Raw genomic sequence first — 23,660 nt, 5'->3', positions numbered from 1 at the left:
ACCATTAGCCTAAATTACGTTTAATTACCACTATTTACGACGTAAGCTAAGTTATAAACTAGTCTTAGAACTGGATTTTTGGTATAAATCAAACATAGATGACACATGTCTGACCACTTAAAGAGAGCACACTATGACCTACGCACACATAACGGGTTGGGGTAAATGTATCCCACCAGCGCGTATTAGCAACGATGAAATTAGCCAATTAGTTGATACCAATGATGAATGGATCACATCCCGCACTGGTATAAAAGCACGTAGAGTAAGCCACGTTAGTACTGCAGAGCTTGCCACTGTAGCAGCTAAACATGCAATAGCCTGTGCTGGCATTGATGCTAAAGACATTGACTTAGTGTTATTAGCAACATGTACGCCCTCTACTATGGTTGCAAACACAGCTTCGTTAGTACAAAAAAACATTGGTGCAGTTGGCGCTGCCGCTATGGACACCAATGCAGCTTGCTCTGGTTTTTTATATGCAATACAAGCAGCGACTGCACAAATTCAAGCCGGTATGATCAAAAAAGCTGTAGTAATTGCTGCTGAACGTATGACCTGGTATGTAAACTGGGATCGCCGTGACAGTGCGGTGTTATTTGGTGATGGCGCCGGTGCCGTAGTACTTGAAGCAGCAGACACGCCAGCGGGTTTACTCGCGACAAAAACAGGCTGTGATAGCGAAGACCGTGATATCTTGCATATCACTAACTTTGGTAGTGACTTAAATAAATATGTGCCTATTGGGCCATCTGATTTATTATTTGAAGGTCGCGAAATCTTTAAGCGCGCAGTAAAGGGCATGAGTGAAGCCTGTGACGATGTGCTCACACAGGCAAATTTGAGCCTTGATGATATCGATGTACTTGTGCCACACCAAGCAAATTTACGTATCATTCAAGCCATTCAACATCGCTTAAAAGTACCAGATGAAAAAGTAATGGTTAACATTAGCGAATACGGCAATACATCGGCAGCAACTATTGCAATCGCATTATGCGAAGCTGTTGAGCAAGGATTAATTAAACCACATGCTAATATCATGTCTGCAGCATTTGGTGCAGGATTAACTTGGGCTGCTAGTTACATAAAATGGGGCGAACGCGTCACGCCAATCAGCGTTAGCGATGCAGCACTACCACCGTGTGATAAAACCGGTTTAGAGTTAGTGGCCCCCGCAGTAGCAGCTTGCAAAGGCAGTGATCAATAACATACTCAATATGGCGCAGCTATACTGCGCCATTTACCACAGATAGCTAAAAATGATGCAATTGCTAGGAATTCACCACGCTGCAATTATATGCAGCGATTACACCCGCTCAAAACATTTTTATCATCAGATCTTACAGCTGCCCATAATTACAGAGCATTTTCGCCAACATCGCCACTCATACAAATTAGATTTAGCCTTGCCTGATGGTAGCCAAATAGAGCTATTTTCATTTGATAATGCACCAAAGCGACCTAGTTACCCAGAAGCACAAGGTTTACGACATTTAGCATTTAAAGTGGCCAATATTGAGCAAAGTAAAGTGTATTTGCAAAGCCAAGGTGTGGCAGTAGAAGAGATTCGAACTGATGAATACACAGGTAAACAATTTACCTTTTTTGCAGATCCTGATGGGTTACCGCTTGAGCTTTATGAGGCATAACCTCACAAAGCTCAATAAATTTATTTAAAACGACTTTGTAAGTAGTTAAATACGGCACGAATACCGAGTGCTTCACCACCGACTGGACGACCTGGTAATGAGCGGATATTCCATGCCATTACATCAAAATGTACCCATGGTGTGGTTGGCTCTACAAATTCTTTTAAATAAAGTGCAGCAGTAATTGCCCCGCCGAATGGGGTACTTGCACAGTTAGCCATATCAGCAACATCACTTTTTAATAAACTTTTATATTGCTCAAAAAGCGGTAATTGCCAAACAGGGTCGCTTACTGCAATACCGGCGTCAATAATGCCATTGGCAACATCACGCTCAGTTGAGAAAAACCCTGGTAACTCAGTGCCTAACGCAATACGACAAGCACCGGTTAAGGTTGCAAAATCAATGATCAACTCAGGATTGTCATTTTGTGCTTCAGTGAGTGCATCACATAACACTAAACGCCCCTCTGCGTCGGTGTTATCGATTTCGACCATAATGCCTTTACGTGTTTTAATTACATCGCCAGGGCGAAATGCATTGCGCGATACCGCATTCTCAACAGCGGGTACCAACACGCGTAAACGAATTGGTAAATTTGCCGCCATAATTAACTGCGCTAAACCAATTACATGAGCTGCGCCGCCCATGTCTTTTTTCATATTGCGCATACCTGAGCTTGGTTTAAGATCTAAACCACCAGAATCAAAACAAACACCTTTGCCGACTAAGGTGATCAAAGGAGCATCTGCAGCGCCCCAGTGTAAATCAAGTAAACGCGGTTTATTTTCACTGGCGCGGCCTACCATGTGGATAGTTGGATAGTTTTGTTCTAATAATTCATCCCCTATCCATTCATTGAATTGACCATTGTAAGTGTGTGCTAAATCAGCCATCACTTGTGATAAGTGCTGTGGCATCATGTCTACGGCGGGAGTATTAACTAGATCTCTAACTAAGTTAATCGCATTTGCTTGGCGTGTAATACGCGCAAACAATGCTTCATCGGCAATTGCTAATTGTGCTTTTACAGCACCTTTGGCTTTATATTCGCTAAATTCATAACCACCAAGTATAAAACCCAGAGCAATCTGTTCTAATTGTTGTTCACACTCTTGAACTTGGTAAATTCCTGCTGGCAGTTTGCTGGCTAATTCACCCGCGAGCCAAAAGTCATCAACGCTATTAACTAAACAATACACCTGACTTAGCGCTCCACTTTGTGGATTGACCACCAAGGCTAAACCTTGTTTTGCAAAATCACAGCTATTTAGCCAGTTTTGTAAAAAAATTGGCTGCTGTGCTTGCCATGTAGCTAAGTCATTTTTAACAATAAAAGATAAAGGAATACCCGTAGAACTATGACGAATTAATGTACTCATTAAATGACTCGTTTAAAATTATATGATGATCAAGCATATCAATAACTCAGCATAAAAGGTATAGCACAAAGACTATCCTTTAAACTGCATGGCATTATTTTTTTACAGGTGGTTTTACGTCTGATTTTGCCGTTTTTTCAGCGTGGTGGTGTTGCTGCTCTTCATCAGCGATCTGCTGGTCAATATCTTTAAGTGATTTATTTATATTAAATGAACTTGGCAGTACATCAACTCCAACCCATTGACCCAACTTAACAACCAGTGGAATAGTCACAGGTGCAAAAGGTAAAACAGCAAAAACACCTAAACCCAATCCTTTGAGAATATCAACAAACTGGGCATTCGCTTTTTGCAGATCCTCTTTACTCACATCTCCTTTGGTGTAGCGACGATAAATTGTGAGCATTTCTTTGGTTTCTTGCTTTTCCTGCGCCAGTGCAATTTTAAGTGCTACCATAGCGCGCTTAAAACGCAACTGTTGGCGTTTTGTACTAATTTTTGCCACTCGAATTGGGGCACGATGAATAACTTTATATAGTCGCATAACGCTATTCTCACATAGCCTTAACACTTCACAAAGCATAATTTAATACAATCACCGATTAACAGATCAACATCATTTCTCAACTAGCAAAAAAGCCATGATTAAGTATAATCACGGGCCAATAAACAGCCCATGCTATTAAATCTGTAAATAATGGATAAAATGCCGCAAAACACAGCCGATATACCATACCGAGTTGACGACACAAAACCAACCAGACCGGCTGCTGATCAGTGCTGCGGTGGTGGCAGTTGTTGCCCATGTGTTTGGGATGAATACCGAGAAGCGTTAAAAGTTTGGCGACAACAAAATCCTGAACAAACTGATCATTAATAATTATTGAACTTTATTGAATTTTACTTAGTCTAAAGATTTATTTACAAAATTATTATTTCATTTACTTATAAAAAAATCCCACTTATTACTTTATTTCTAATTTCCCTTTTCAAAATATCATTACTTTTCATATAGGTATGTAAACCTCTAATTTCCTCTATAGAAAAACCAAAAAAAACCAAATCATTTAACACCTTGCACAATTATTTAACAAGTTGTATAACTTTAATAGACTATTTGGCTTTTTAAAAATCATATAGTTACGAAATTACAATAATTCTAACTGGGGAAATTAGAATGAAATTTAGAAATAACATATTAAATCATGCAGTTAAACTTGCATTAACGACAACCACCGCAGGCTTATTTATTTCGGGGACTGCCTTAGCTGCAGATGAACAAGCTGAAGTAACTAAAGTAAATAAAAATGTAGAAAAAATAGCCGTAGTGGGTACTCGCTCTGCACCGCGTTCTATTGGTGATTCACCGGTACCTATCGATATCATCGGTGGTGAAGAACTTGGTAAATCAGGTAATACGGATATGCTCGAGCTATTAAAAGGCTCAATTCCATCATTAAACGTGCATTCAATGCCTATTAGTGACGCAGCATCTTTGGTTCGTCCAGCTAACTTACGTGGCTTACCTTCTGACAGTACATTGATATTACTCAATGGTAAACGTCGTCATCGTGCCTCTGTTATTGCCTTTTTAGGTGGCGGCATAAACGATGGCGCACAAGGTGCGGACATTTCAGTTATTCCAAGTATCGCTCTAAAACAAGTTGAAGTACTAAGAGATGGCGCAGCCGCTCAGTACGGCTCAGATGCGATTGCTGGGGTTATCAACTTTGTACTAAAAGATGCCTCAGAAGGCGGCAGTTTCGAAGTACGCCAAGGTCAGTACTATGAAGGCGACGGTGATACAACACAGATTTCCGGTAACATTGGTCTACCATTTACCGACAATGGCTTCGCAAATTTAAGTTTCCAATACAAAACGGCTGACGCAACTAGCCGTTCAGTGCAACGTTTTGATGCAGCAAACTTAATTGAGGCTGGTGTTCCTGACATTGCCCCGATTACACAAATATGGGGCGCACCAGAAGTTGATGACGATATCTCTATTTTTGGTAATGTCGGCCTTGAGCTGACTAAAAACTCCGAATTTTACATGTTTGGTAACTATTCAGAGCGTGATGTACGCGGTGGTTTTTACTATCGTAATCCTCACACTCGCCCTGGGGTCTATTCAAACGATGGTGGTGAAACATTGTTAGTTGGCGATTTAACTGGCGATATGAGTGGTAACTGCCCTACTAACATCATGATTGATGACAACGTATTAGATAACCCAGTTTACATCAACCAAGTAGCTAATAATCCAGACTGTTTTGCCTTCAATGAAATGTTACCTGGCGGTTTTACGCCTAACTTTGGTGGCAACATTACAGATACCTCGCTTACAATAGGTACTAAAGGCGAGTTCACTGGTGGTATGTTAGAAGGTGCGTACTACGACTTAAGTGGTACGGTCGGCTTTAATGAATCTCGTTACTTTATTTACGACACTATTAATGCGTCATTAGGCCCTGATAGCCCGCGTGATTTTAGCCCAGGTAAATACTCACAATTAGAGAAAAACTTTAATTTTGATTTATCAAAAGGCTTTGATTTTGATCTAGCATACGATGTGAACATAGCCGGTGGCCTTGAATGGCACGAGGAAACATTTACAGTTACCTCTGGCGATGTAGCATCATTTACAGCAGGCCCACTAACGGATCAAGGTTTTGGTATCGGTTCAAATGGTTTCCCTGGCTTTAAACCATCTGACGCTGGTGAATATACTCGTCGCAACTACGCGGCTTATCTTGATATTGAAGCCCCATTTACTGAAGAGTTCTTAATGGGTTTAGCCCTACGCTATGAAGACTATGATACCTTTGGCTCTACTGTTAACTATAAATTGATGGCTCAATATCACTTAACCGATGATTTAAATGTTCGTGGTTCAATCAGTTCAGGCTTTCGCGCGCCTACAGTTGGCCAAGCCAATGTCAGTAACGTGCAAACAAACCTAAGCAGTGGCGTATTGGTCGACTCTGCTTTACTACCACCGACCAATCCAATTGCGGTACAGTTAGGCGGTACAGAGCTTGAGCCTGAAGAGTCGCAAAGTTATACCTTTGGCGCGGTATACACCATCGGTGAAGTATTTCTAACCATTGATTATTACAATATTCAAGTTGATGACCGTATTAGTCAATCTGATAAAATCGAGCTGAGTCAAGCTGATAAAGATACGCTTGAAGCCGCTGGTGTGCCAAACGTGCAAAGCTTAGCGCAAGTAAGCTTCTTTACTAATGACTTTGATACCACAACTCAAGGTATAGACTTTGTAGCAAACTATGCCACAGATTTACTCGGTGGTAGCTCAACATTTAGTTTAGCTTACAACTGGAATGAAACTGAGGTTACTCGCTCAACTAATATTACTGGGGTGTTTAAAGTAAGCCGTTTAGAAAATGACTTACCAAATCACCGTGGTACGCTTAGTTGGTCACAACAATGGGAAAGTTTCTCAATGTTTACTCGTGCAAATTATTTTGGTGAATACCAAGGTGTGCATGTAGATTATGACGATACAGCAAAAATGGCAGATGCGGCAATTACGCTCGACGCTGAAGTAACTTACTTTTTGAATGATTCGATTAGTTTCTCAGTCGGCGCACAAAACCTGCTCGACCAAGAAGCAGAGAAACTTGATTTTACCGTGGCACCTAATAATAACTGGGGTGGTAAATACTATGAAACTTCGCCATATGGTATAAACGGCGGCTTCTATTATGCCAAAGCAACTTATACGTTTTAATCATAATTAAGCGTTGAAAAGAAAGGCGAAATGCTCAAGACATTTCGCCTTTTTCGTGCTATACCCAAATAATAAATATAGTAATTAAAAAATAAAAAAAGTGATGTATGTTGCTAAAAAAAGCTAACCAACTACTTGCCGAAAACAAACTCCAAGAAGCGGAGTTTCACTATAAAACCTTGCTTGAAAGTGATCCCCAAAATGGCGAAGCGCTATTTGGTTTGGGCCGTATTGCACTGCGCTTAGAGCGCTTTGATGCTGCAGTTTATTTATTACAAAGAAGCTGTGAACGTCTACCTAATATGTTGGAGCCACTGCACGCGTTAGCGGATGCATTTAATGGCGTTAATTCGCCAAATGATGCATTAACCGTACTGGAGTATGCAAAAAGCATTGCTAGTCATAACCCAGAGCCACACTATTATCTCGCACAACATTATTTAACCCATGGCGAATTAGATAAAGCACATACCACCTTTGCACAAGCACTAAGTATTGGTTTATATCCGGTCACTGCTTATATTTTATTTGAACTGGTACAACTTGGCCGCTTTGATCAACAGCATAACTACATCAGTAACTTGCATCATTTACTCACACAAACCAATAATTTACGTTTAAAAATGGTTTGTTATTACGCCTTGGCAAAAAGTTATGATCAACTCAATGATATAGAACAAGCTGTAAATTATTATAAACTAGCCAATAAATTGCAGCTGCAATTGAGTAGCTTCAACACTGAACAATTAACGCCGTTTTATCAAAGTATTATGCGTTATAACCCAAAAAGTTTATTTGCCACTATCAAGCCTGGATTTACTGGTACTGTTACGCCCGTTTTTATTATTGGCATGCCACGCAGTGGCTCAACATTATTAGAACAAATGTTAGCTTCACATAGTGAATTTGCAAGCCTTGGGGAAGATCGCTGTATTAGCTCGCAAGTTGTTGCATTCATAGAGCAACAAACCAAGTTGTCCTACCCTGAATGTATCAGCGCACTAACACCGCAACTGATTGAGCAAGCGCGGGCTCTTTATACCGCACGGTTAAAACAAGCAAAACCTATTCGCGCGTTCATGATCAACAAATTGCCCGCTAATTATCAATCGTTAGGGCTTATCTATTTATTGTTTCCAAATGCTAAGTTTATTAACTTGCAGCGCGATTTTAATGCCACAGCTTGGTCCGTTTATAGTAATTACTTTGCAGAAAATGAACCTTATTTTTGCTCATTACCTGAATTTAAACGTTACTATGATTTATACCAAGGTTTGATGAAGCATTGGCAACAAGCAATACCTTCGGCTATCTTAGATGTTCATTATGAGCAACTGATCAGCGAGCCGCGCGATACGTTAAAAAGCGTATTTACATTTTTAGGTACCGCATTTGAAGCACAATGTTTAGACTTTTATAAATCAAAAAAACCAGTTACCACGCTTAGCAAAGCAGCTGTACGAAAACCGCTACATAACCGTGCAATAGAACACTGGAAACGTTTTGAAACGCCACTCAGGGCGTTGCTGAATGACGCTCAAACCACGTCACTAGATCCTTAAATTGATCTGCTTTAGCACTAGCGTGCGTTAACATATTAATATGATCGTAATCATATTGATGGCCGTGTTTTTTCCCGTACATTTGCAGGTGTTGAATACCAGTACCTGACTCGGCAATAAATTTTTCAATATCAATTTGTTGTGCAAGCGCTTTGTCTTTCACCCCCCCTATGTGTAAGGTCGGTGGCAAACTTAAGCCAGCCACAGCTTGCGCGTAATCAAACCCGTCGTCGCTATCTAACCATGGTTTACGTTTAGCCCATTGCATACTTTGATAATGCGACTTTTTAGTTTCATCATCACTGCCCCACTTGAGTCTTTTGGCGGGTAAATAACCATGTTTTTTAGCCAGTATTGGCGCTAAAAAATACCAAATCAAATTTCCTTGAAGGTATTTTTGTGGATGATGATTATAAAGCGAGCGTTTAGTACCAAAGTAAGCACATGCTTTTACATCATTGATATACTGTGGGAAACGCGCAAACACACTATTCATTAATACACCACCCCAGGAATGGGCTACCCAATACGCTGGTGGTCTACCTTCACGCTCGGTAATTTTAGCAATAAAAGCGGGAATATCTTCAATAATAGCTTCGGTTTGGCCATAGTGAGCATGCTTTGAGATAGCCGGTTTGCTGTCACCACGACCTCGTAGATCAGCCACATAACACACATATCCTTGCTCAGCTAAAAAAGGTGCTAAACCCTTATTTGAATGCGTATAAAATATTTTGCCATTTTCAACAGCACCATGCATAAACAACACAGCTGGCCCAGCGGCTTTGCTGTTATCTGCTATGCGGCGCAAATGTAATGTTTGTAGCTCAGTTAGTTTAATAAATACTGATTCTTGTACGATCGCCATTTCAGTTCCTTGTTGTCATTGTTATGAACCGCAACTCATCCTACCAGTAATTTAAACAAGATCACACGTCAATGTGTTTCTCTGGTAAAATAACTTTTTTGTTTGTTAAGCTAATTATTTGTTATGAAATCAACACCATTAAAATCAAAACTACACCCTCGAAATCGCCATAACAAAGGCTATGATTTAGACTACCTAAGTATTAAAGTGCCCACTTTAAAACCATATATCGTGCTTACTCCCAATGGTACTAAAAGTATTGATTTTAGTGATAACAAAGCAGTAAAAACGCTTAATCAAGCACTTTTGCAAGCGTACTATAACGTTGATTTTTGGGATATACCTGAACACAACCTTTGCCCACCGATTCCAGGACGCGTTGATTACATTCACTACTTGGCAGATTTACTAGCAAACGATAATCAAGGCGTTATACCTCAAGGCAGACAAGTTAAAGTGTTGGATATAGGTACTGGTGCGAACATAATTTACCCGTTACTAGCAAGCTATGAATATAACTGGAGCGTCACAGGCTCAGATATAGATCCGAGCGCTGTAAAATTAGCCAAACAAATCGTACAATTTAATAATCGCAAAATTACCGTCAAGCTACAAAAGCAGTCGCAGCATATTTTTCAGGGGGTAATAAATGCAAAAGAGCTTTTTCATATTACATTGTGTAACCCTCCTTTTCATGCCAGTGAACAACAAGCAGCTCAAAGTAGCGAGCGGAAATGGAAAAACTTAGGCAAAGCCCCTAAATCGGCTTTAAATTTTGGCGGGCAACATAATGAGCTTTGGTGTGAAGGTGGCGAAGCGCAATTCATTTGTACCATGATCGATGAAAGTGCCCTATTTGCTGAGCAGTGTATGTGGTTTACCTCTTTAGTTTCAAAAAAAGAAAACTTAGCCACGTTACAAGCACAATTAAAAACACACCCTGTGGCTGAAGTTAAAATCATTGAAATGGCGCAAGGGCAAAAAGTGAGTCGCTTTATTGCGTGGAGTTATTTTGATCAACAAACTCGCCAAGAGATAAGCCAGCAATTTACACAACCGGAGATATCATGATTGATTTTCGTTCTGATACTGTCACTAAGCCCTGCGCTAAAATACGCGAAATTATGTTCAACGCCCCTTTAGGTGATGATGTATATGGTGATGATCCCAGTATTAATAAATTAGAAAGCGTTGCAGCACAGCGTCATGGCTTTGCCAGTGCATTGTTTTGTAGCTCCGGCACCCAAGCAAACTTATTAGCGTTAATGGCTCATTGCGAACGTGGTGATGAATATATTTGCGGGCAAAATGCACACAATTATAAATTTGAAGGCGGTGGCGCGGCAGTGCTTGGATCAATCCAACCGCAACCTATCGAGAATGAAAATGATGGCAGCCTCTGCTTTGACAAAATACGCGCCGCTATCAAACCCAAAGACTTTCACTTTGCTAATACCCGCTTACTCAGTTTAGAAAACACCATTGGCGGTAAAGTGCTGCCATTAAGTTATTTAGCCCAAGCGCGTGAGTTCACTCACAGCCATCAATTAGCACTGCATTTGGATGGTGCTCGCGTTTATAACGCTGCGGTTGCGCTTGAGGTAGATATTACCGAGATAACCAAACACTTTGACTCCGTGTCTATTTGCTTATCAAAAGGCTTAGGCGCACCAGTCGGCTCATTGCTACTTGGCTCTGTTGAACTGATCAATAAAGCAAGGCGTTGGCGTAAAGTACTTGGCGGCGCTATGCGCCAAGCTGGTATGCTGGCAGCCGCTGGCCACTATGCACTTGAGCACAATGTTAGTCGTTTAGCCGACGATCACAGCAATGCGCGTTACTTAGCGCAGCAGCTCAGTGCCATTGAAGGCTTTAACGTTGACTTGTCGCGCGATACAACCAATATGGTCTATGCAAATGTTGCTGATAGTGTTGATATTAATGCCATTGCACAGCAACTAAAAGCACAAGGGATAGTATTCAGCCCAAGCAAAACTTTGCGTTTAGTAACTCATTTACAGATCACTCGAGCCGATATTGATCAATTTATAGCAGCGTTAACTTCGGCGCTGCATGTTTAACGCAGCTTTATAGTGTTTGCGGCACACCGACACATAACGGTCGTTGCCGCCAATTTCCACTTGATTACCATCGGCAATCGCTTTGCCTTGCTCATCCGTACGCAATACATGGTTCGCTTTGCGACCGCAATGACACACCGTTTTAAGTTCAACCAGTTTATCAGCCCACGCTAGTAAGTACTGCGAGCCGCTAAATAACTCGCCTCTAAAGTCATTACGCAAGCCATAGCACAACACCGGAATGCCTAATTCATCCACCACATCGGTCAGTTGCATTACTTGCTGACGTGATAAAAATTGACATTCATCCACCAGCACACAGTGACGTTTTTGTTCACTATTAAGCTGTTTGATCAGTTCAAAAACATCTTTGTCAGCATCAAAAATATGTGCATCAGCTTGTAAACCAATTCGAGAAGATACCTTACCAACACCAGCACGATCATCCAATGCAGCCGTTAAAATAACAGGCTCCATGCCGCGTTCGCGATAGTTAAATGCCGATTGTAAAAGCGTGGTAGATTTACCTGCGTTCATTGCAGAATAATAAAAGTACAGCTGAGCCATGAAAATGCCTACCCTGAAAAAAGTGCGCTAATGCTACCTTAATCTTGATTGAACATCACCTTTTTTACCCGTGCTAAAACTAATTCCTGGAGTCTATTGACCCTTTTTTGAAGATTAAATCAGCCCTTCGTGCTCAAGTAACCACTGCTTGCGCTCTAGCCCACCCGCATAGCCGGTCAATTTACCGTTGGCACCAATAATACGGTGACACGGCACAATAATACTGATTGGGTTTTTACCATTAGCAGCCCCCACTGCGCGAACTGCCTTGGGATTATTGAGTGCATGAGCAATATCTGAATAACTCTGTGTTTGTCCAAATGGCACCGCGGTGAGCGCTTGCCATACCGCTTGTTGAAAAGCAGTACCATGGGTGGCTAGAGTGACATCAAAGGTTGTTCGCTTGCCTGTAAAGTAGTCTTTAAGCTGCGCAGCACAATTTAAAATATGTGGCTGCTCAACCTCTGAAAATGGGGTTTCTGAGCACTCTATAACTGGATAAAAGCCCACATAACTCACCCCGTGTTGGTTACCTTGAATAATAATCTCATCAATTGGGCTGGGTATGCGGGTTTGAATAATAGTCATGTTAGCTGCTGCCATAGTTGAAAGGTTAAATAGGAGCGAAATGGCGCGCACATCTCATCATTAAATGGTTTTGCCCCCGCCTGTGCTTTCTTTACACCTAAATCTCCTGCTAATAAAATATCGGGCTGACTTTGGCCGCGTAATTTTGCATAGTTTACTGTCCAAGGTCCAATCCCTTTGAGTGGCAGCCATTGATCAAGCTGTTGACAATCAGGGTGATCGGCGCAGAATTGCGCTAAATTACGCAGCGCATTCTTTCTCGCTTGAGGCATTTTAAAAAATGCCAGCTCACTGTTTGCCACTACCTCAGGGGTTGGAAAATACACTCGCTCGCCATCTTGTTCGCCCAGTTCATCCACAAGCTGAGTCACTAAGTTATGCGCAGCAGTCACACTGACTTGTTGGCCAAGTACCGCACGAATACCAGCCTCAAATACCGACCAAATACCCGGTAACCGCAGCCCTTGGGTTAACACAATTGCCCCTTGAAGTTGAGTTGTTAGGTATTGTTCGATTTGCGCAGTATCGGCATCTAAATCGAGCACCCTGCGAATTTCACTTAAAATAGGCTGTAAAAAGCGTGGCTGATCAATATCAATGCTGACTAAAAAATGATGTTTGTGCTCTACAAACTCAGCCGTAAACTGGCCTTGGCAATGCTGGTTTTTAAAGCTGCGACCATAATATGTCTCACCAAGCCACTCAAGAGGTGAAATTAACCGCTTAGCTAAAAATTGCTGTAACGCAGCCCAATTATAAGGGGGCCGAAAAGGTAATTTAAGCGTCAACATCGCACGTGATGTACTGCGCTCACCACGCATTTTTGACGGGCAAATATGTAACTGCTGTAAAAAAGCATCATTAAAGCGACGAATACTATTAAAGCCCGCTGCAAAAGCAACTTGGGATACCGACAGGCTTGTTTCTTGTAATAATTTTTTAGCGAAATGGCATTGATTAAATAACCGATATTGAGTTACTGAGATACCAAAATGTTGCTGAAATAACTGCCTTAAATAGCGGCTACTCACGCCTAGTCGCTCAGCTAACCGTTCACAGCTTTGTTGTGTTGTTAAGTCACTGTCTATCAGATGTTTGGCTCGCAGCGCTGTGGTTTTTGTTCCTTGCCATGCGCTACTTCCAGGGGCGCTATCTGGGCGACAACGAATGCACGGGCGAAATCCAGCCTGGGCAGCATTATGGGCATATTGAAAGTATTCTACGTTTTGCTCTTTTGCAGTAGGGGCAGGACAAATTGGCCGACAATAAATACCGGTGCTTTTAACACCGATGAAAAAGAGTCCATCAAAACGATGGTCGCGGCTTTGTCTGGCAAGTTGCCAATGGCTAGTATCCATAAGGTGCTCTTAACTATACATCTGCTAATAGAGTACGTGAAAAAACACAGTTTACTAGCCATTTTCGGCACTCAACCTTTATTCGCTGATTGATTTACTGGTAGCAGCTAAATAACGACGCTCAACTTCAGCCCAATTAATCACATTATAAAATGCTGCGATATACTCCGGGCGGCGGTTTTGGTATTTCAGATAATAGGCGTGCTCCCACACATCTAAACCTAAAATCGGCGTGTTGCCGTGCATTAATGGACTGTCTTGATTTAAACTACTTTCCACCACAAGCTGGTTATCTTTATTAACACTTAGCCACGCCCAGCCACTGCCGAAGCGACTAACAGCTGCCGCTGTAAATGACTCTTTAAAGTTATCAAAGCCGCCAAGCTGCTCTGTGATCGCATCTAATAAGCTCCCTTTTGGCTGATCCCTACCATTGGGGCTCATTACTGTCCAAAACAATGAATGGTTTGCATGTCCGCCACCATGCTCTTGCACTACTTTTTGCAGCTCAGTTGGCAACGTGTCTGTCTTTGCGAGTAACTCATGTACATCAGTATCGCTATACTGGGTATTTTCAAGTGCCGCATTGGCTTTATTGATATATGTTTGATGATGCAAAGTATGGTGGATCTCCATAGTTTTAGCATCTAAATGTGGCTCTAACGCATCGTACTCATATGGTAATGGGGGTAATGTAAACGCCATAATTGTTCCTTGTCGGATTAAGAATAAGTGATCAATGCACAGTGGCAGTTTGATCTGGGGTGTAACTTAACGTCTGATTGATTTGTTCTATTAATTGCGGGTAATGACTGTGCAATTTGGCAAACTGTACTAACTCTGTGTAGGTTTTGTGATGATGGTGCACAACCACTGTACGCACCGTATCGCATGGATGCTGGAGCAAATGACTTAAACTTATATGCACATCACACAAACACTGACACGCTTGCTCTGCTTGATTCATCGCTCGATATGTATCCGCTAAATTATGAGCGGCAACAACGAATGCGGGGCAGCAATGTTCAATTGCGCTAATAACTGACTGGCATATTTTTGCTTGGCTAAATTGGCTTAATAAACGAGCTGCGAGGGTGTGTGCTGTCGTGTATTTATCGCGAGCTTCAATTAAAGCACCGCGTTCAAACGCTGTATTTCCAGCAATAATGTTGGCTTGCCAAGGACTTAATACTTGCTCAACCTGAGACAATTTATTACTGCTGTGAAACTGTGGGTGTGACATAAAAATCACCTGCACAAAATTAAATGATGTGATTAATTTACACAGCCAAACAACTTAATGCAAATGATTTTTATTTATGTTTGCGTATTTTTATTTCTCGGCAAAATCAATTAATGCTTGTCCTGTAAGTCGATAAATGATCCACTCATTTTGTGGCTCTGCCCCCATACTATTGTAAAAATCGATCGCAGGTTGATTCCAGTCAAGTACCACCCATTCAAAACGGCCACAATCTTTTGCGATAGCTTGGCGTGCCAAATGTTGCATAATCAGTTTACCCGCACCATTACCTCGGCTATCTGGGCTGACATATAAGTCTTCAAGGTACAAGCCATTCTTGCCAAGCCAAGTCGAGTAATTGTAAAAGTACACCGCAAAGCCAATTGGCGTATCGCCTTCAAAACAAATCAAACTATGCGCTGTTGCACCTTCACTAAACAGGGTTTTTAAAATCGCCTGTTCATCGGTTTTAACTGCATCGGGCTCTTTTTCATAAATTGCCAATTCGGTAATAAAATGCAAAATAGTAGCAGCATCCGAAGGCTGCGCATCTCTTAAGGTAATCGTTTTTTGGTCTGTCATAAGCTCTCTTATTTATTACTGCATTGTTTAATACTGATCTAGTTTATCTTTTAATATTTGTAGTTGAATTGGTTTAGCCAAGTAGTCATCCATTCCAGATGCTAAACACAACTGTTTGTCTTCATCCATTGCATTGGCTGTGAGTGCAATAATCGTGATCTGTTGATGTTTAGCACCCGCCTCACCGGCACGAATTGCGCGAGTAGCGTCAAATCCATCCATCACCGGCATTTGGCAGTCCATGAGCACTAAATTAAAGTGTTCTGCAGGTACTTTCGCTAAAATATCAAGAGCTTGCTGACCATTCTCCGCTAGCGTTACGGTAAAATTCAGTTTACTTAACATTAGTTTAGATACTTGCTGGTTAATCGGATTGTCTTCAACCAATAAAATATGGCTATTTGCTCTATGCTGATCACTACGCAGTGAGGATATATAACTTGATGTCACTAAAGGTAAGTCTGTCGAACACTGTTCATCAGCGATCACTGCTATTGTTGAAATCAAATCAGCAGTGGTAATCGGTTTTGGAAAGTACGCTTGAAATCCAGCATCATTAAACCGCTGCGCGCCTTCCATCCCCGCAATACTGGTCATCATTACTAATGGCATAGCTTTAAAATCATCATCAGCTTTTAATTTTCGACACAGCGCTAAGCCATCCATTTCTGGCATTTGCATGTCTAATAACGCTATATCATATAAACTCTGTTGAGCAGCTATACGCTTTTCACACAGCTCAAGCGCCTGCCTTGCATTGCATGCAAGCTCTACTTTAGCTCCCCAATGAGCAAGCTGTTGGCTTATCACTATCCGGTTGGTTTCGTTATCATCAACCACCAATATAGTGAGCTTGGTCAGATCTATGGTCGGTATACTGCGTTCGGTTTCGCTCCCCTCTTGTAGCATAATCGTCGCTGTGAATTCACAGCCTTGGCCAACTTCGCTGGTTAAAGTGACAGTTCCGCCCATCAGCTCACACAGCTGCATACAAATTGCTAAACCTAAGCCAGTACCGCCATATTCGCGCGTAGTCGACGCATCAACTTGTGAAAAAGGGCTAAATAAATCTTTTTGCTTGGTTAGATCAATTCCGATGCCGGAGTCTTTTACACTAATACTGAGCTGATATTGCTGTTCAATGGCGGTTACTGATGCGCGGATCAATATCTCCCCCTGCGCAGTAAACTTAACAGCGTTACTCAGTAAATTGGTCAACACTTGGCGAATACGCCCCGGATCGCCTTTAAATTGCACCGGTGTCACAGCCACTAAATCGAGAATGATTTCAATATTTTTCTCTTGCGCTGATAACGCTTGAGATTCAGCTATTTCGCCAAGTAAATTACAGACATTGAAGTTGATGCTTTCTAGCTCGATTTTACCAGCTTCAACTTTCGAAAAATCTAAAATATCATTAATTACCGATAATAAAGAATGCGCACTATTTTTAGCAATAGCGACTTTCGTTCGCACCGGCTTGGTCAAGGCCTCAAGTTCGATAAGCTCAAGCATACCCAACACCCCATTCATTGGGGTGCGTATTTCATGGCTCATGGTTGCTAAAAATTGGCTTTTTGCTGTTGCTGCAGCATTAGCTTTAACTAATGCAAGTTTCAGCTCTTGAGCGGTTTGCTTGCGCCTTTGCGACATTAACACGCTGCCCACTAATGTCGCTAAAGAGCGTAAATAGGTTTCTTCATTTTGGCTCCAACAGCGATAGCTATCGACACTTTCCGCACATAGCACCCCTAAAATGCCCTCACCGGTAGATATCACCGCATCGAGCATCGAATTAATATTTAATGGCGTTGTGTAAGTATCAATAAATTCTACAGTTGCAGGATGGCTATTAACATCATTAATTGCCACTAAACCTTGTGCAAATATTGCTTGGTAATAAACGGGAAATTGACTCGCTTTAAACACTAAAGGCTGCTCGACAAAGCCTTGTTCATCAATAAATAAACTCACGCACGTCATTTCATCGCTAGCTTCATCAAACAACCAAACTGCTGCGCGTTGCACATCTAGTACCTCACACATTGACTGCGCAACTAAATTTTTTACTGCATCGAAATTACCAGCCTGTACCTCAGGAGAAACTGTTAAACTAGCCAGGTTTTTATTGTACTGATTGGCTTTTTTACTCTCTAATTCGAGGTGTTTGTAAGTATCAATATTTTGAAATGAACCATACACACGCACACAACGTTCATTTTTAAATTCAACTTGGCCTATCGACTTAACCCATCTTTCATTGCCTAACGCTGTGACAAGGATTAACTCTATTTCCCAGCTGTTACCATTAATAACAGCATCTTCGAACAGTTCGCTAATTTTATTACGATGTTCACCTTGCTTATAAAAATCAAGAGCTTGCCCTATTACTGGCTGATAGTCGTCAGCGACTTCATGAATTGCTTTGACTTCATCAGACCAGTACATAGTCTGTGCTTCTAAATCAACTTCCCAAGCACCAATTTGACCTTGTTTACTCATTGCTTCAAGTAAGTTTTGTTGGCGGTAAAGTGTTGATTGAGTATGATAACGTTCGGTTATATCATGAATAAAACCATCTAAATACAATACTTTGCCAGCCTGATCATACACTGCTTGACCTTTTTCATGTACCCAATGAATACTGCCGTCAGAAGCGACCAAACGGTATTCTAATGACCATGGCTGACGAGCATCAACATCGACTCTCACTTTCTCTGCCACGCTTGAGACATCATCCGGGTGAATTAATTCAATGAAGCTCAGCTTATGATTATCAACTAAATCACTTGGTTCATAGCCGGTAATAACTTTTGTTTGTTCACTCAGATAGAGCATACTCCATTGGGCATCGTATTTACATCGATACACAATGCCTGGAATATTGCCAACCAGAGACACAAATCGGTCGCGACTCAATTGCAATTGTGCTTCTGTTTCTTTTCGCTCTGTAATATCAAGATGAGTACCTATCATTCGTTTTGCAGAGCCATCACTATTGCGCTCAACGATACGTCCTGTGGTCAGAACCCACACCCAATGTCCGAGACGATGCAACATACGAACTTCGCAGACATAATAATCGCTCTCACCCGCAAAATGCTGTTCTAAAAGCTGCCCTGAAGTAACAAGATCATCTGGATGAGTATATTTGTTCCATGTATTAAAATCAGTTGGTTGTAGTTCTTCTAATTTATAGCCGATAATACTCGCCCAGCGGTTATTAAAATATGCTTTGCCGGTATCTACATACCAGTCCCAGATCCCTACTGCAGTGCTGTCCAGCACTAATTGCAATTGTGTTTTATGCTGTTCGAGTTCAAATTCTTGTAATTTCAATGCGGTAATGTCTGTGCGTATAGCAATATAACTTTGCGGTTGCCCATGCTCATCTAAAAAAGGCGCTACGGTGGTATCGACCCAATAAAAGTCACCATTTTTTGCTCGATTACAGATTTGGTCATGCCATACATTGCCTGCGATTAAGGTTTTATACATGCCTTTAAAAAAATCTTTAGGGTGAGTCCCGGAGTTTAAAATACGGTGATTTTTTCCTAACAATTCACTTTCGCAGTAACCGCTGATCTCACAAAATTTCTTATTAACAAAGGTGATCGTGCCCTTGATATCGGTCACTGCAACAATTGCATGTTCATCAAGTGCGCTTTTTTGTTCCGCTAGTTGCTTAAGTGCTAATTGCAGTGCTTCACTTTGCATTTGCAACCTTGATTGCTGCTGTAATTTACTACTAACCAGATGATCGAGGTCAATCGACAACTGCTGCAGTTCACTGCTATCCGCTAAAATAGGTATGCGGCTTCGCGAACCATTGCTAATCTCAGTCGATGCCCTAGCAAGCGAAATAAGTGGCCGTGATAGCCGCCGAGCGAACCACCACGACAGCACCAGAATGACTAATAAAGCAATAATATTAACTAACATCGCCGCTTTTTTATAAGTAGTGGCGCCTTTGAGCATAACCACCGCAGGCTTTTCCACCAGTAGTTGCCAATCAGTTGCACTAGCAAAGTTTAACTGTGTAAGTATCGCGTAGTGCTTGGTATTATCACTTTTATGATAAGTAAAGACATGATCAAACTTTGCTAAATGCTTACTTAACATCGCAGAAAGTGAGGAGTGCGTTGCATCTTGTACAACGCCACTTTTGATAATATGAAAGGTCAACTCTTCATTATTTTCATGAACATGAGCTAAGTTTTCGAGCAACCCTTGAAAATTAACCTCAACCAAAATAATAGAGTTTAATATCTGTTGGGTATTGGTTACTGGCAACACTACAAAGTGTCGTTGCGGCTTTGCTTGCGTTGAGATAAATACACTCGCTGCGCCTCGCTCTAAATCGATAAGCATAGCGTTTAGCTGTTCGCTATCTAACTCAGAGAATGCAGCATTATTAACTAAATTAGTACGATTAAGAGGGTCAATAATAATATCAATGTCATTTACAAAGTCATAGCGCGCAACAAATTCGTTGATTAGTGATTGTTTATCCAACTGCTTATGGCTGAGTTGATCATTTAACAGGTACAAATCTTTAATATGATCTGCAAACCAAATATCAGCAAATTGCTTACCTATACTACTCAATTCAACTAGTTGCACCTCAGCACTTTGCTCCAGAGAATCAATAACATGTTGTAAACTAAACCACGACAGTAAACACAATGGCGCTAGCGCAATGACAATAAAAGTAACAATCAGTTTCGTCCGTATAGATTGGCTTTTATTTTTTAACAGGCTATTCAGCATTGTATTTCCATAATCAACTTTTTATTGTTTTAGACACTTACTTACATATATTAATGCACTAAATAACACAAGACGCAAGTTTATGCGCCTTGTGTAAGGTACTGCAGTAAAGCTAGTTTTTATTCCCATTGACACGATAAAACTGCTGACTAAATTGAGCGTAGAGTACCGGCAATACAAATAAAGTAAGAAAGGTTGCGGTAAATAATCCGCCAACAATAACCGTTGCTAATGGTTTTTGAATTTCAGCGCCGATGCCTGTTGATATCAACATGGGTATCAAACCAAGCGCTGAGGTTAACGCTGTCATTAGTACCGGTCGCAGCCGAGATAGTGCGCCATTAAATGCCGCGCTTTGTAGACTATCTCCCGCTTTAACGCGATTATTGATACTCTCAACCATCACCACGCCGTTAAGCACTGCCACCCCAAACAAGGTAATAAAACCCACAGAGCTTGGCACTGATAAATATTGCCCTGATACGTAAAGTGCAACCACACCACCAATAACTGCTAACGGCACATTGACTAAAATCAGCAATGCTTGGCCTATTGAGCCAAATGCAAAATACAAAAGTAATGCAATCAAAGCCAGCGAAATAGGCACCACGATAGATAAACGCTGCTGCGCCCGTTGTTGGTTTTCAAATTGACCGCCGATATTCACACCATAACCTGCGGGTAAATCAACTTGCTCAGCTATGGCAAGGCGAATATCCGCGACGACTGAGCCCATATCGCGCCCTTGTACATTGGCTTGGATCACTACTCGGCGCTGAACGTCATCACGGCGCACTTGTGGCGGACCAGATTCAATATTAACCGTTGCGACATCTCCAACCCTAACCACGGCACCTGTCGGTGAGGATAAACGTAGGTCTGCAATGGCTTCTGGGCTGTCACGAAACTCTGCACCAATGCGCACATAAATATCATACCGCTCATTGGCATTAATAATTTGCCCTGCCGCAGTGCCGCCAATGCCATCTTGCACTATCGACATTAAATCACCCACAGATAAACCATAGCGAGAAAGTGCTAAGCGGTTCGGTTTGATCACTAATTGTGCTTCACCAGCAATTTGTTCCATTGCCACATCTTTAGCGCCAGCAACACTTTTTACAGCTTGCTCAATTTGCTGCCCTTTAGCGACTAACACATCTAAATCAGCACCAAACAGCTTAATCGCTAGTTGCGCTTTCACCCCTGATAGTAGCTCATCCACCCGCGTGGCTATCGGCTGTGAAAAGTTAAACAATAAACCAGGAAACTGCGCTAATTTTTGTTCCATTAACACTTGCAGTTGTGCACGATTAGCAGCTGATTGCCATTCACTCACCGGCTTTAAACCTAAGTAAATTTCAATATTATTAACTGGCTCTGGATCCCCCCCGACTTCTGGGCGACCAATTCGGCTAAGTGCATACTCAACTTCAGGAAAGGCCAATAATATCGCTTCCAACTTAGGAGCGACCATTAATGCTGTATCCAAGCTTGCCGAAGGTGCCAGTGTTACCCGTAAGTTAATAGTGCCTTCTTCAAGCTCTGGCACAAACTCAGTGCCTAGTTGCGGCAATAAGATACCAGCAATCACCACTAATATTCCCGCCAGCGAGATCACCGTTTTACGTGCGTCCATTGCCCAGCGTAAACATATTTGATAAGTTTTATCTAACGGCTCAAGTAATACACTGCGCCTAACTGTGACACCTTTAGAAAATAAATACACTGCCATTGCTGGCACGATTACTAGCGCAACAATCACAGCAGAAATAATAGCTAACATGATACTTATAGCCATTGGCTGGAATAATTTAGCTTCTACACCTTCAAAACTAAACAGCGGCATAAACACGACTAAAATAATTAGTGCAGCAAAAAATACCGGCCTGGCAACTTCTTTAGCCGCCATAGAAATCAATTTAGCCGGTGAGTGATCAGCATGAGTATTGTTAGTTAAGTGACGAAAAATATTTTCCACCATCACCACCGAGCCATCCACCAGCATACCAATTGCTACAGCAATACCACCGAGTGACATCAAATTAGCCGAGAGCCCTAACCACGACATGACACATAAAGCCATACTAATGGAGATTGGTATAGACAATAAAACCAATAATGTGGCGCGTAAATTCATTAAAAATAACGCCAGCACAACCACAATAAATACAAACGCTAATAGCAAGGCATCTACGACAGTATCAACCGCTTTGGTGATCAAATCAGCTTGGTCATATAACGGTTCAAACGTTACCCCCTCTGGTAGTGCTTGATTGATCATCGCAATCCGCGCGCTAATACCATCAATGGTTTGCTTGGTATTTGCACCAATGCGTTTTAATACCACCCCTGTCACCACTTCACCTAATGATTGCACATTACCTTGACCATCTTTTTTACTCATCGTAGCGGCACCTTGGCGAATTTCACTGCCAAGCGTCACCTCTGCCACATCGGCAATGGTGATCACTGTGCCATTGATGGTTTTCAATGGTGTTTGTGCTATTTCTTGCAGCCCTAGTGTGCCGGCATTAAACCAACCTGTTCCACGAATAACTAACTGCTCTTGGCCGCGGTTCATATACCAGCCACCTACATTGGTGTTGTTTTCTTCCAGTGCAGTGACCACTTGTTGTTGCTCGAGCTGATAAGCCAATAACTTATTTGGGTTAAGATTTACTTGGTATTGACGCACATCACCACCGAACGACAGTACTTCGGTAACCCCATCAACGGGTAAGATGAGTAACTTCACAATCCAATCGTTTAAGCTGCGCAGCGCCATACTATCCAAGCCAGATTCAGGTGATGCCGCTAATAAGTATTGGTAAACCTGCCCGAGCCCTGACGTATTCGGGCCCATTTCTGGCAAACCAATCCCGTCCGGGATCAGTTCTTTCGCTGCTTGCAAACGCTCAAATACCAGTTGGCGGGCAAAATAGATATCCACCCCTTCTTTAAACACCACGGTAACACCAGAAAGCCCCGTTTTAGAAATCGAACGAACTTGCTCTACATCAGGTAATGCATACATGACCGCTTCAATTGGGTAAGTGATCAGCTGCTCAACTTCAACGGCAGCCAAACCTGGTGCTTCGGTATTAACAGCCACTTGCACATTGGTAACATCTGGAAAAGCATCAAGGTTGAGTTTTGGGATCACCACAACACTGGTGACAATTAATACACAAAGAGTCAGCAAAACCAGTAGTCGATTAGCAATCGCACTATCTATTATATTATTAAACAT

Annotated in this window: 18 protein-coding genes; 7 read left to right on the top strand and 11 right to left on the bottom strand. The window is 41.7% G+C overall.

Going from position 1 to position 23,660, the window contains the following annotated elements; translation table 11 throughout:
* The first annotated feature begins 133 nt into the window (after positions 1 to 133).
* Together H5182_RS02795 and H5182_RS02790 are read left to right on the top strand one after the other, a co-directional pair.
* Positions 134 to 1,210, top strand: coding sequence for a ketoacyl-ACP synthase III (locus H5182_RS02795; RefSeq protein WP_182759480.1), 1,077 nt, complete (start codon positions 134 to 136; stop codon positions 1,208 to 1,210).
* Positions 1,211 to 1,265: 55 nt separating this feature from the next.
* Positions 1,266 to 1,652, top strand: a complete 387-nt coding sequence (locus H5182_RS02790) for a VOC family protein (protein ID WP_182759487.1) — start codon at positions 1,266 to 1,268, stop codon at positions 1,650 to 1,652.
* A gap of 20 nt (positions 1,653 to 1,672) precedes the next feature.
* Here the strand turns inward: H5182_RS02790 and H5182_RS02785 are convergent, their stop codons facing one another.
* Positions 1,673 to 3,034, bottom strand: coding sequence for a M17 family metallopeptidase (locus H5182_RS02785; RefSeq protein WP_145236183.1), 1,362 nt, complete (start codon positions 3,032 to 3,034; stop codon positions 1,673 to 1,675).
* A 94-nt stretch (positions 3,035 to 3,128) separates the two neighbouring features.
* On the bottom strand, positions 3,129 to 3,578 hold the full coding sequence (locus tag H5182_RS02780; protein ID WP_182759479.1) for a hypothetical protein: 450 nt from the start codon (positions 3,576 to 3,578) through the stop codon (positions 3,129 to 3,131).
* A 162-nt stretch (positions 3,579 to 3,740) separates the two neighbouring features.
* Here H5182_RS02780 and H5182_RS02775 point away from each other — a divergent pair, with 162 nt between their 5' ends.
* The 3 genes from H5182_RS02775 to H5182_RS02765 all read left to right on the top strand — a co-directional run bounded on the left by H5182_RS02775 (position 3,741) and on the right by H5182_RS02765 (position 8,350).
* On the top strand, positions 3,741 to 3,911 hold the full coding sequence (locus H5182_RS02775) for an oxidoreductase-like domain-containing protein (RefSeq protein ID WP_182730848.1): 171 nt from the start codon (positions 3,741 to 3,743) through the stop codon (positions 3,909 to 3,911).
* Positions 3,912 to 4,211: 300 nt separating this feature from the next.
* On the top strand, positions 4,212 to 6,788 hold the full coding sequence (locus H5182_RS02770; protein WP_145236193.1) for a TonB-dependent siderophore receptor: 2,577 nt from the start codon (positions 4,212 to 4,214) through the stop codon (positions 6,786 to 6,788).
* Between the two features lie 107 nt (positions 6,789 to 6,895).
* Complete coding sequence (locus tag H5182_RS02765) at positions 6,896 to 8,350, top strand: sulfotransferase (protein ID WP_182759478.1); 1,455 nt, start codon at positions 6,896 to 6,898, stop codon at positions 8,348 to 8,350.
* On the opposite strand, the gene H5182_RS02760 is transcribed toward H5182_RS02765, so the two are convergent.
* The gene (locus H5182_RS02760) at positions 8,304 to 9,218 is read right to left on the bottom strand and encodes an alpha/beta hydrolase (RefSeq protein WP_145236199.1); all 915 of its coding nucleotides are present in this window, start codon (positions 9,216 to 9,218) and stop codon (positions 8,304 to 8,306) included. The two genes, H5182_RS02765 and H5182_RS02760, sit on opposite strands and share 47 nt — an antisense overlap.
* 123 nt (positions 9,219 to 9,341) lie before the next feature.
* Between H5182_RS02760 and rlmF the strand changes: the two genes are divergently transcribed.
* Both rlmF and ltaE read left to right on the top strand, forming a co-directional pair.
* The gene (rlmF, locus tag H5182_RS02755; RefSeq protein ID WP_182759477.1) at positions 9,342 to 10,289 is read left to right on the top strand and encodes a 23S rRNA (adenine(1618)-N(6))-methyltransferase RlmF; all 948 of its coding nucleotides are present in this window, start codon (positions 9,342 to 9,344) and stop codon (positions 10,287 to 10,289) included.
* Positions 10,286 to 11,299, top strand: coding sequence for a low-specificity L-threonine aldolase (gene ltaE, locus H5182_RS02750; RefSeq protein ID WP_182759476.1), 1,014 nt, complete (start codon positions 10,286 to 10,288; stop codon positions 11,297 to 11,299). The genes rlmF and ltaE overlap by 4 nt, the downstream gene beginning before the upstream one ends.
* On the opposite strand, the gene H5182_RS02745 is transcribed toward ltaE, so the two are convergent.
* The 8 genes from H5182_RS02745 to H5182_RS02710 form a co-directional block, all read right to left on the bottom strand.
* Positions 11,276 to 11,866 carry a thymidine kinase gene (locus tag H5182_RS02745; protein WP_145236208.1) on the bottom strand — a complete coding sequence of 197 codons (591 nt, stop codon included), beginning with the start codon at positions 11,864 to 11,866 and terminating at the stop codon, positions 11,276 to 11,278. The genes ltaE and H5182_RS02745 overlap by 24 nt on opposite strands.
* A 114-nt stretch (positions 11,867 to 11,980) precedes the next feature.
* A complete protein-coding gene (locus tag H5182_RS02740) occupies positions 11,981 to 12,454 on the bottom strand; it encodes a methylated-DNA--[protein]-cysteine S-methyltransferase (RefSeq protein ID WP_182759475.1) in 474 nt (157 codons plus the stop codon).
* On the bottom strand, positions 12,451 to 13,812 hold the full coding sequence (locus H5182_RS02735) for a DNA-3-methyladenine glycosylase 2 family protein (RefSeq protein WP_182759474.1): 1,362 nt from the start codon (positions 13,810 to 13,812) through the stop codon (positions 12,451 to 12,453). Before H5182_RS02735 ends, H5182_RS02740 begins: the two co-directional genes overlap by 4 nt.
* A 78-nt stretch (positions 13,813 to 13,890) precedes the next feature.
* Positions 13,891 to 14,517, bottom strand: coding sequence for a superoxide dismutase (locus H5182_RS02730; protein ID WP_182759473.1), 627 nt, complete (start codon positions 14,515 to 14,517; stop codon positions 13,891 to 13,893).
* A gap of 31 nt (positions 14,518 to 14,548) precedes the next feature.
* A complete protein-coding gene (locus H5182_RS02725) occupies positions 14,549 to 15,055 on the bottom strand; it encodes a hypothetical protein (RefSeq protein ID WP_149980087.1) in 507 nt (168 codons plus the stop codon).
* A 90-nt stretch (positions 15,056 to 15,145) separates the two neighbouring features.
* Positions 15,146 to 15,637, bottom strand: a complete 492-nt coding sequence (locus H5182_RS02720; RefSeq protein WP_149980086.1) for a GNAT family N-acetyltransferase — start codon at positions 15,635 to 15,637, stop codon at positions 15,146 to 15,148.
* Between the two features lie 27 nt (positions 15,638 to 15,664).
* The gene (locus H5182_RS02715; RefSeq protein ID WP_182759472.1) at positions 15,665 to 20,407 is read right to left on the bottom strand and encodes a PAS domain-containing protein; all 4,743 of its coding nucleotides are present in this window, start codon (positions 20,405 to 20,407) and stop codon (positions 15,665 to 15,667) included.
* A 112-nt stretch (positions 20,408 to 20,519) separates the two neighbouring features.
* Entirely contained in the window at positions 20,520 to 23,660 is a 3,141-nt protein-coding gene (locus H5182_RS02710; RefSeq protein ID WP_182734077.1) for an efflux RND transporter permease subunit, read from the bottom strand.

This window comes from Pseudoalteromonas sp. SG44-17 (genome assembly GCF_014164235.1).
Taxonomy (GTDB): Bacteria; Pseudomonadota; Gammaproteobacteria; order Enterobacterales; family Alteromonadaceae; genus Pseudoalteromonas; species Pseudoalteromonas rhizosphaerae.
The sequence above is the reverse complement of the archived record's forward strand: the minus strand, read 5'-3'. Positions and strand labels throughout refer to the sequence as shown.

What these genes read in the sequence shown, in the direction of transcription:
- H5182_RS02795 (WP_182759480.1), top strand. Translation starts at nt 134, where the DNA reads ATGACCTACGCACACATAACGGGTTGGGGTAAATGTATCCCACCAGCG.
- H5182_RS02790 (WP_182759487.1), top strand. Translation starts at nt 1,266, where the DNA reads ATGCAATTGCTAGGAATTCACCACGCTGCAATTATATGCAGCGATTAC.
- H5182_RS02785 (WP_145236183.1), bottom strand. Translation starts at nt 3,034, where the DNA reads ATGAGTACATTAATTCGTCATAGTTCTACGGGTATTCCTTTATCTTTT.
- H5182_RS02780 (WP_182759479.1), bottom strand. Translation starts at nt 3,578, where the DNA reads ATGCGACTATATAAAGTTATTCATCGTGCCCCAATTCGAGTGGCAAAA.
- H5182_RS02775 (WP_182730848.1), top strand. Translation starts at nt 3,741, where the DNA reads ATGCCGCAAAACACAGCCGATATACCATACCGAGTTGACGACACAAAA.
- H5182_RS02770 (WP_145236193.1), top strand. Translation starts at nt 4,212, where the DNA reads ATGAAATTTAGAAATAACATATTAAATCATGCAGTTAAACTTGCATTA.
- H5182_RS02765 (WP_182759478.1), top strand. Translation starts at nt 6,896, where the DNA reads ATGTTGCTAAAAAAAGCTAACCAACTACTTGCCGAAAACAAACTCCAA.
- H5182_RS02760 (WP_145236199.1), bottom strand. Translation starts at nt 9,218, where the DNA reads ATGGCGATCGTACAAGAATCAGTATTTATTAAACTAACTGAGCTACAA.
- rlmF (WP_182759477.1), top strand. Translation starts at nt 9,342, where the DNA reads ATGAAATCAACACCATTAAAATCAAAACTACACCCTCGAAATCGCCAT.
- ltaE (WP_182759476.1), top strand. Translation starts at nt 10,286, where the DNA reads ATGATTGATTTTCGTTCTGATACTGTCACTAAGCCCTGCGCTAAAATA.
- H5182_RS02745 (WP_145236208.1), bottom strand. Translation starts at nt 11,866, where the DNA reads ATGGCTCAGCTGTACTTTTATTATTCTGCAATGAACGCAGGTAAATCT.
- H5182_RS02740 (WP_182759475.1), bottom strand. Translation starts at nt 12,454, where the DNA reads ATGACTATTATTCAAACCCGCATACCCAGCCCAATTGATGAGATTATT.
- H5182_RS02735 (WP_182759474.1), bottom strand. Translation starts at nt 13,812, where the DNA reads ATGGATACTAGCCATTGGCAACTTGCCAGACAAAGCCGCGACCATCGT.
- H5182_RS02730 (WP_182759473.1), bottom strand. Translation starts at nt 14,517, where the DNA reads ATGGCGTTTACATTACCCCCATTACCATATGAGTACGATGCGTTAGAG.
- H5182_RS02725 (WP_149980087.1), bottom strand. Translation starts at nt 15,055, where the DNA reads ATGTCACACCCACAGTTTCACAGCAGTAATAAATTGTCTCAGGTTGAG.
- H5182_RS02720 (WP_149980086.1), bottom strand. Translation starts at nt 15,637, where the DNA reads ATGACAGACCAAAAAACGATTACCTTAAGAGATGCGCAGCCTTCGGAT.
- H5182_RS02715 (WP_182759472.1), bottom strand. Translation starts at nt 20,407, where the DNA reads ATGCTGAATAGCCTGTTAAAAAATAAAAGCCAATCTATACGGACGAAA.
- H5182_RS02710 (WP_182734077.1), bottom strand. Translation starts at nt 23,660, where the DNA reads ATGTTTAATAATATAATAGATAGTGCGATTGCTAATCGACTACTGGTT.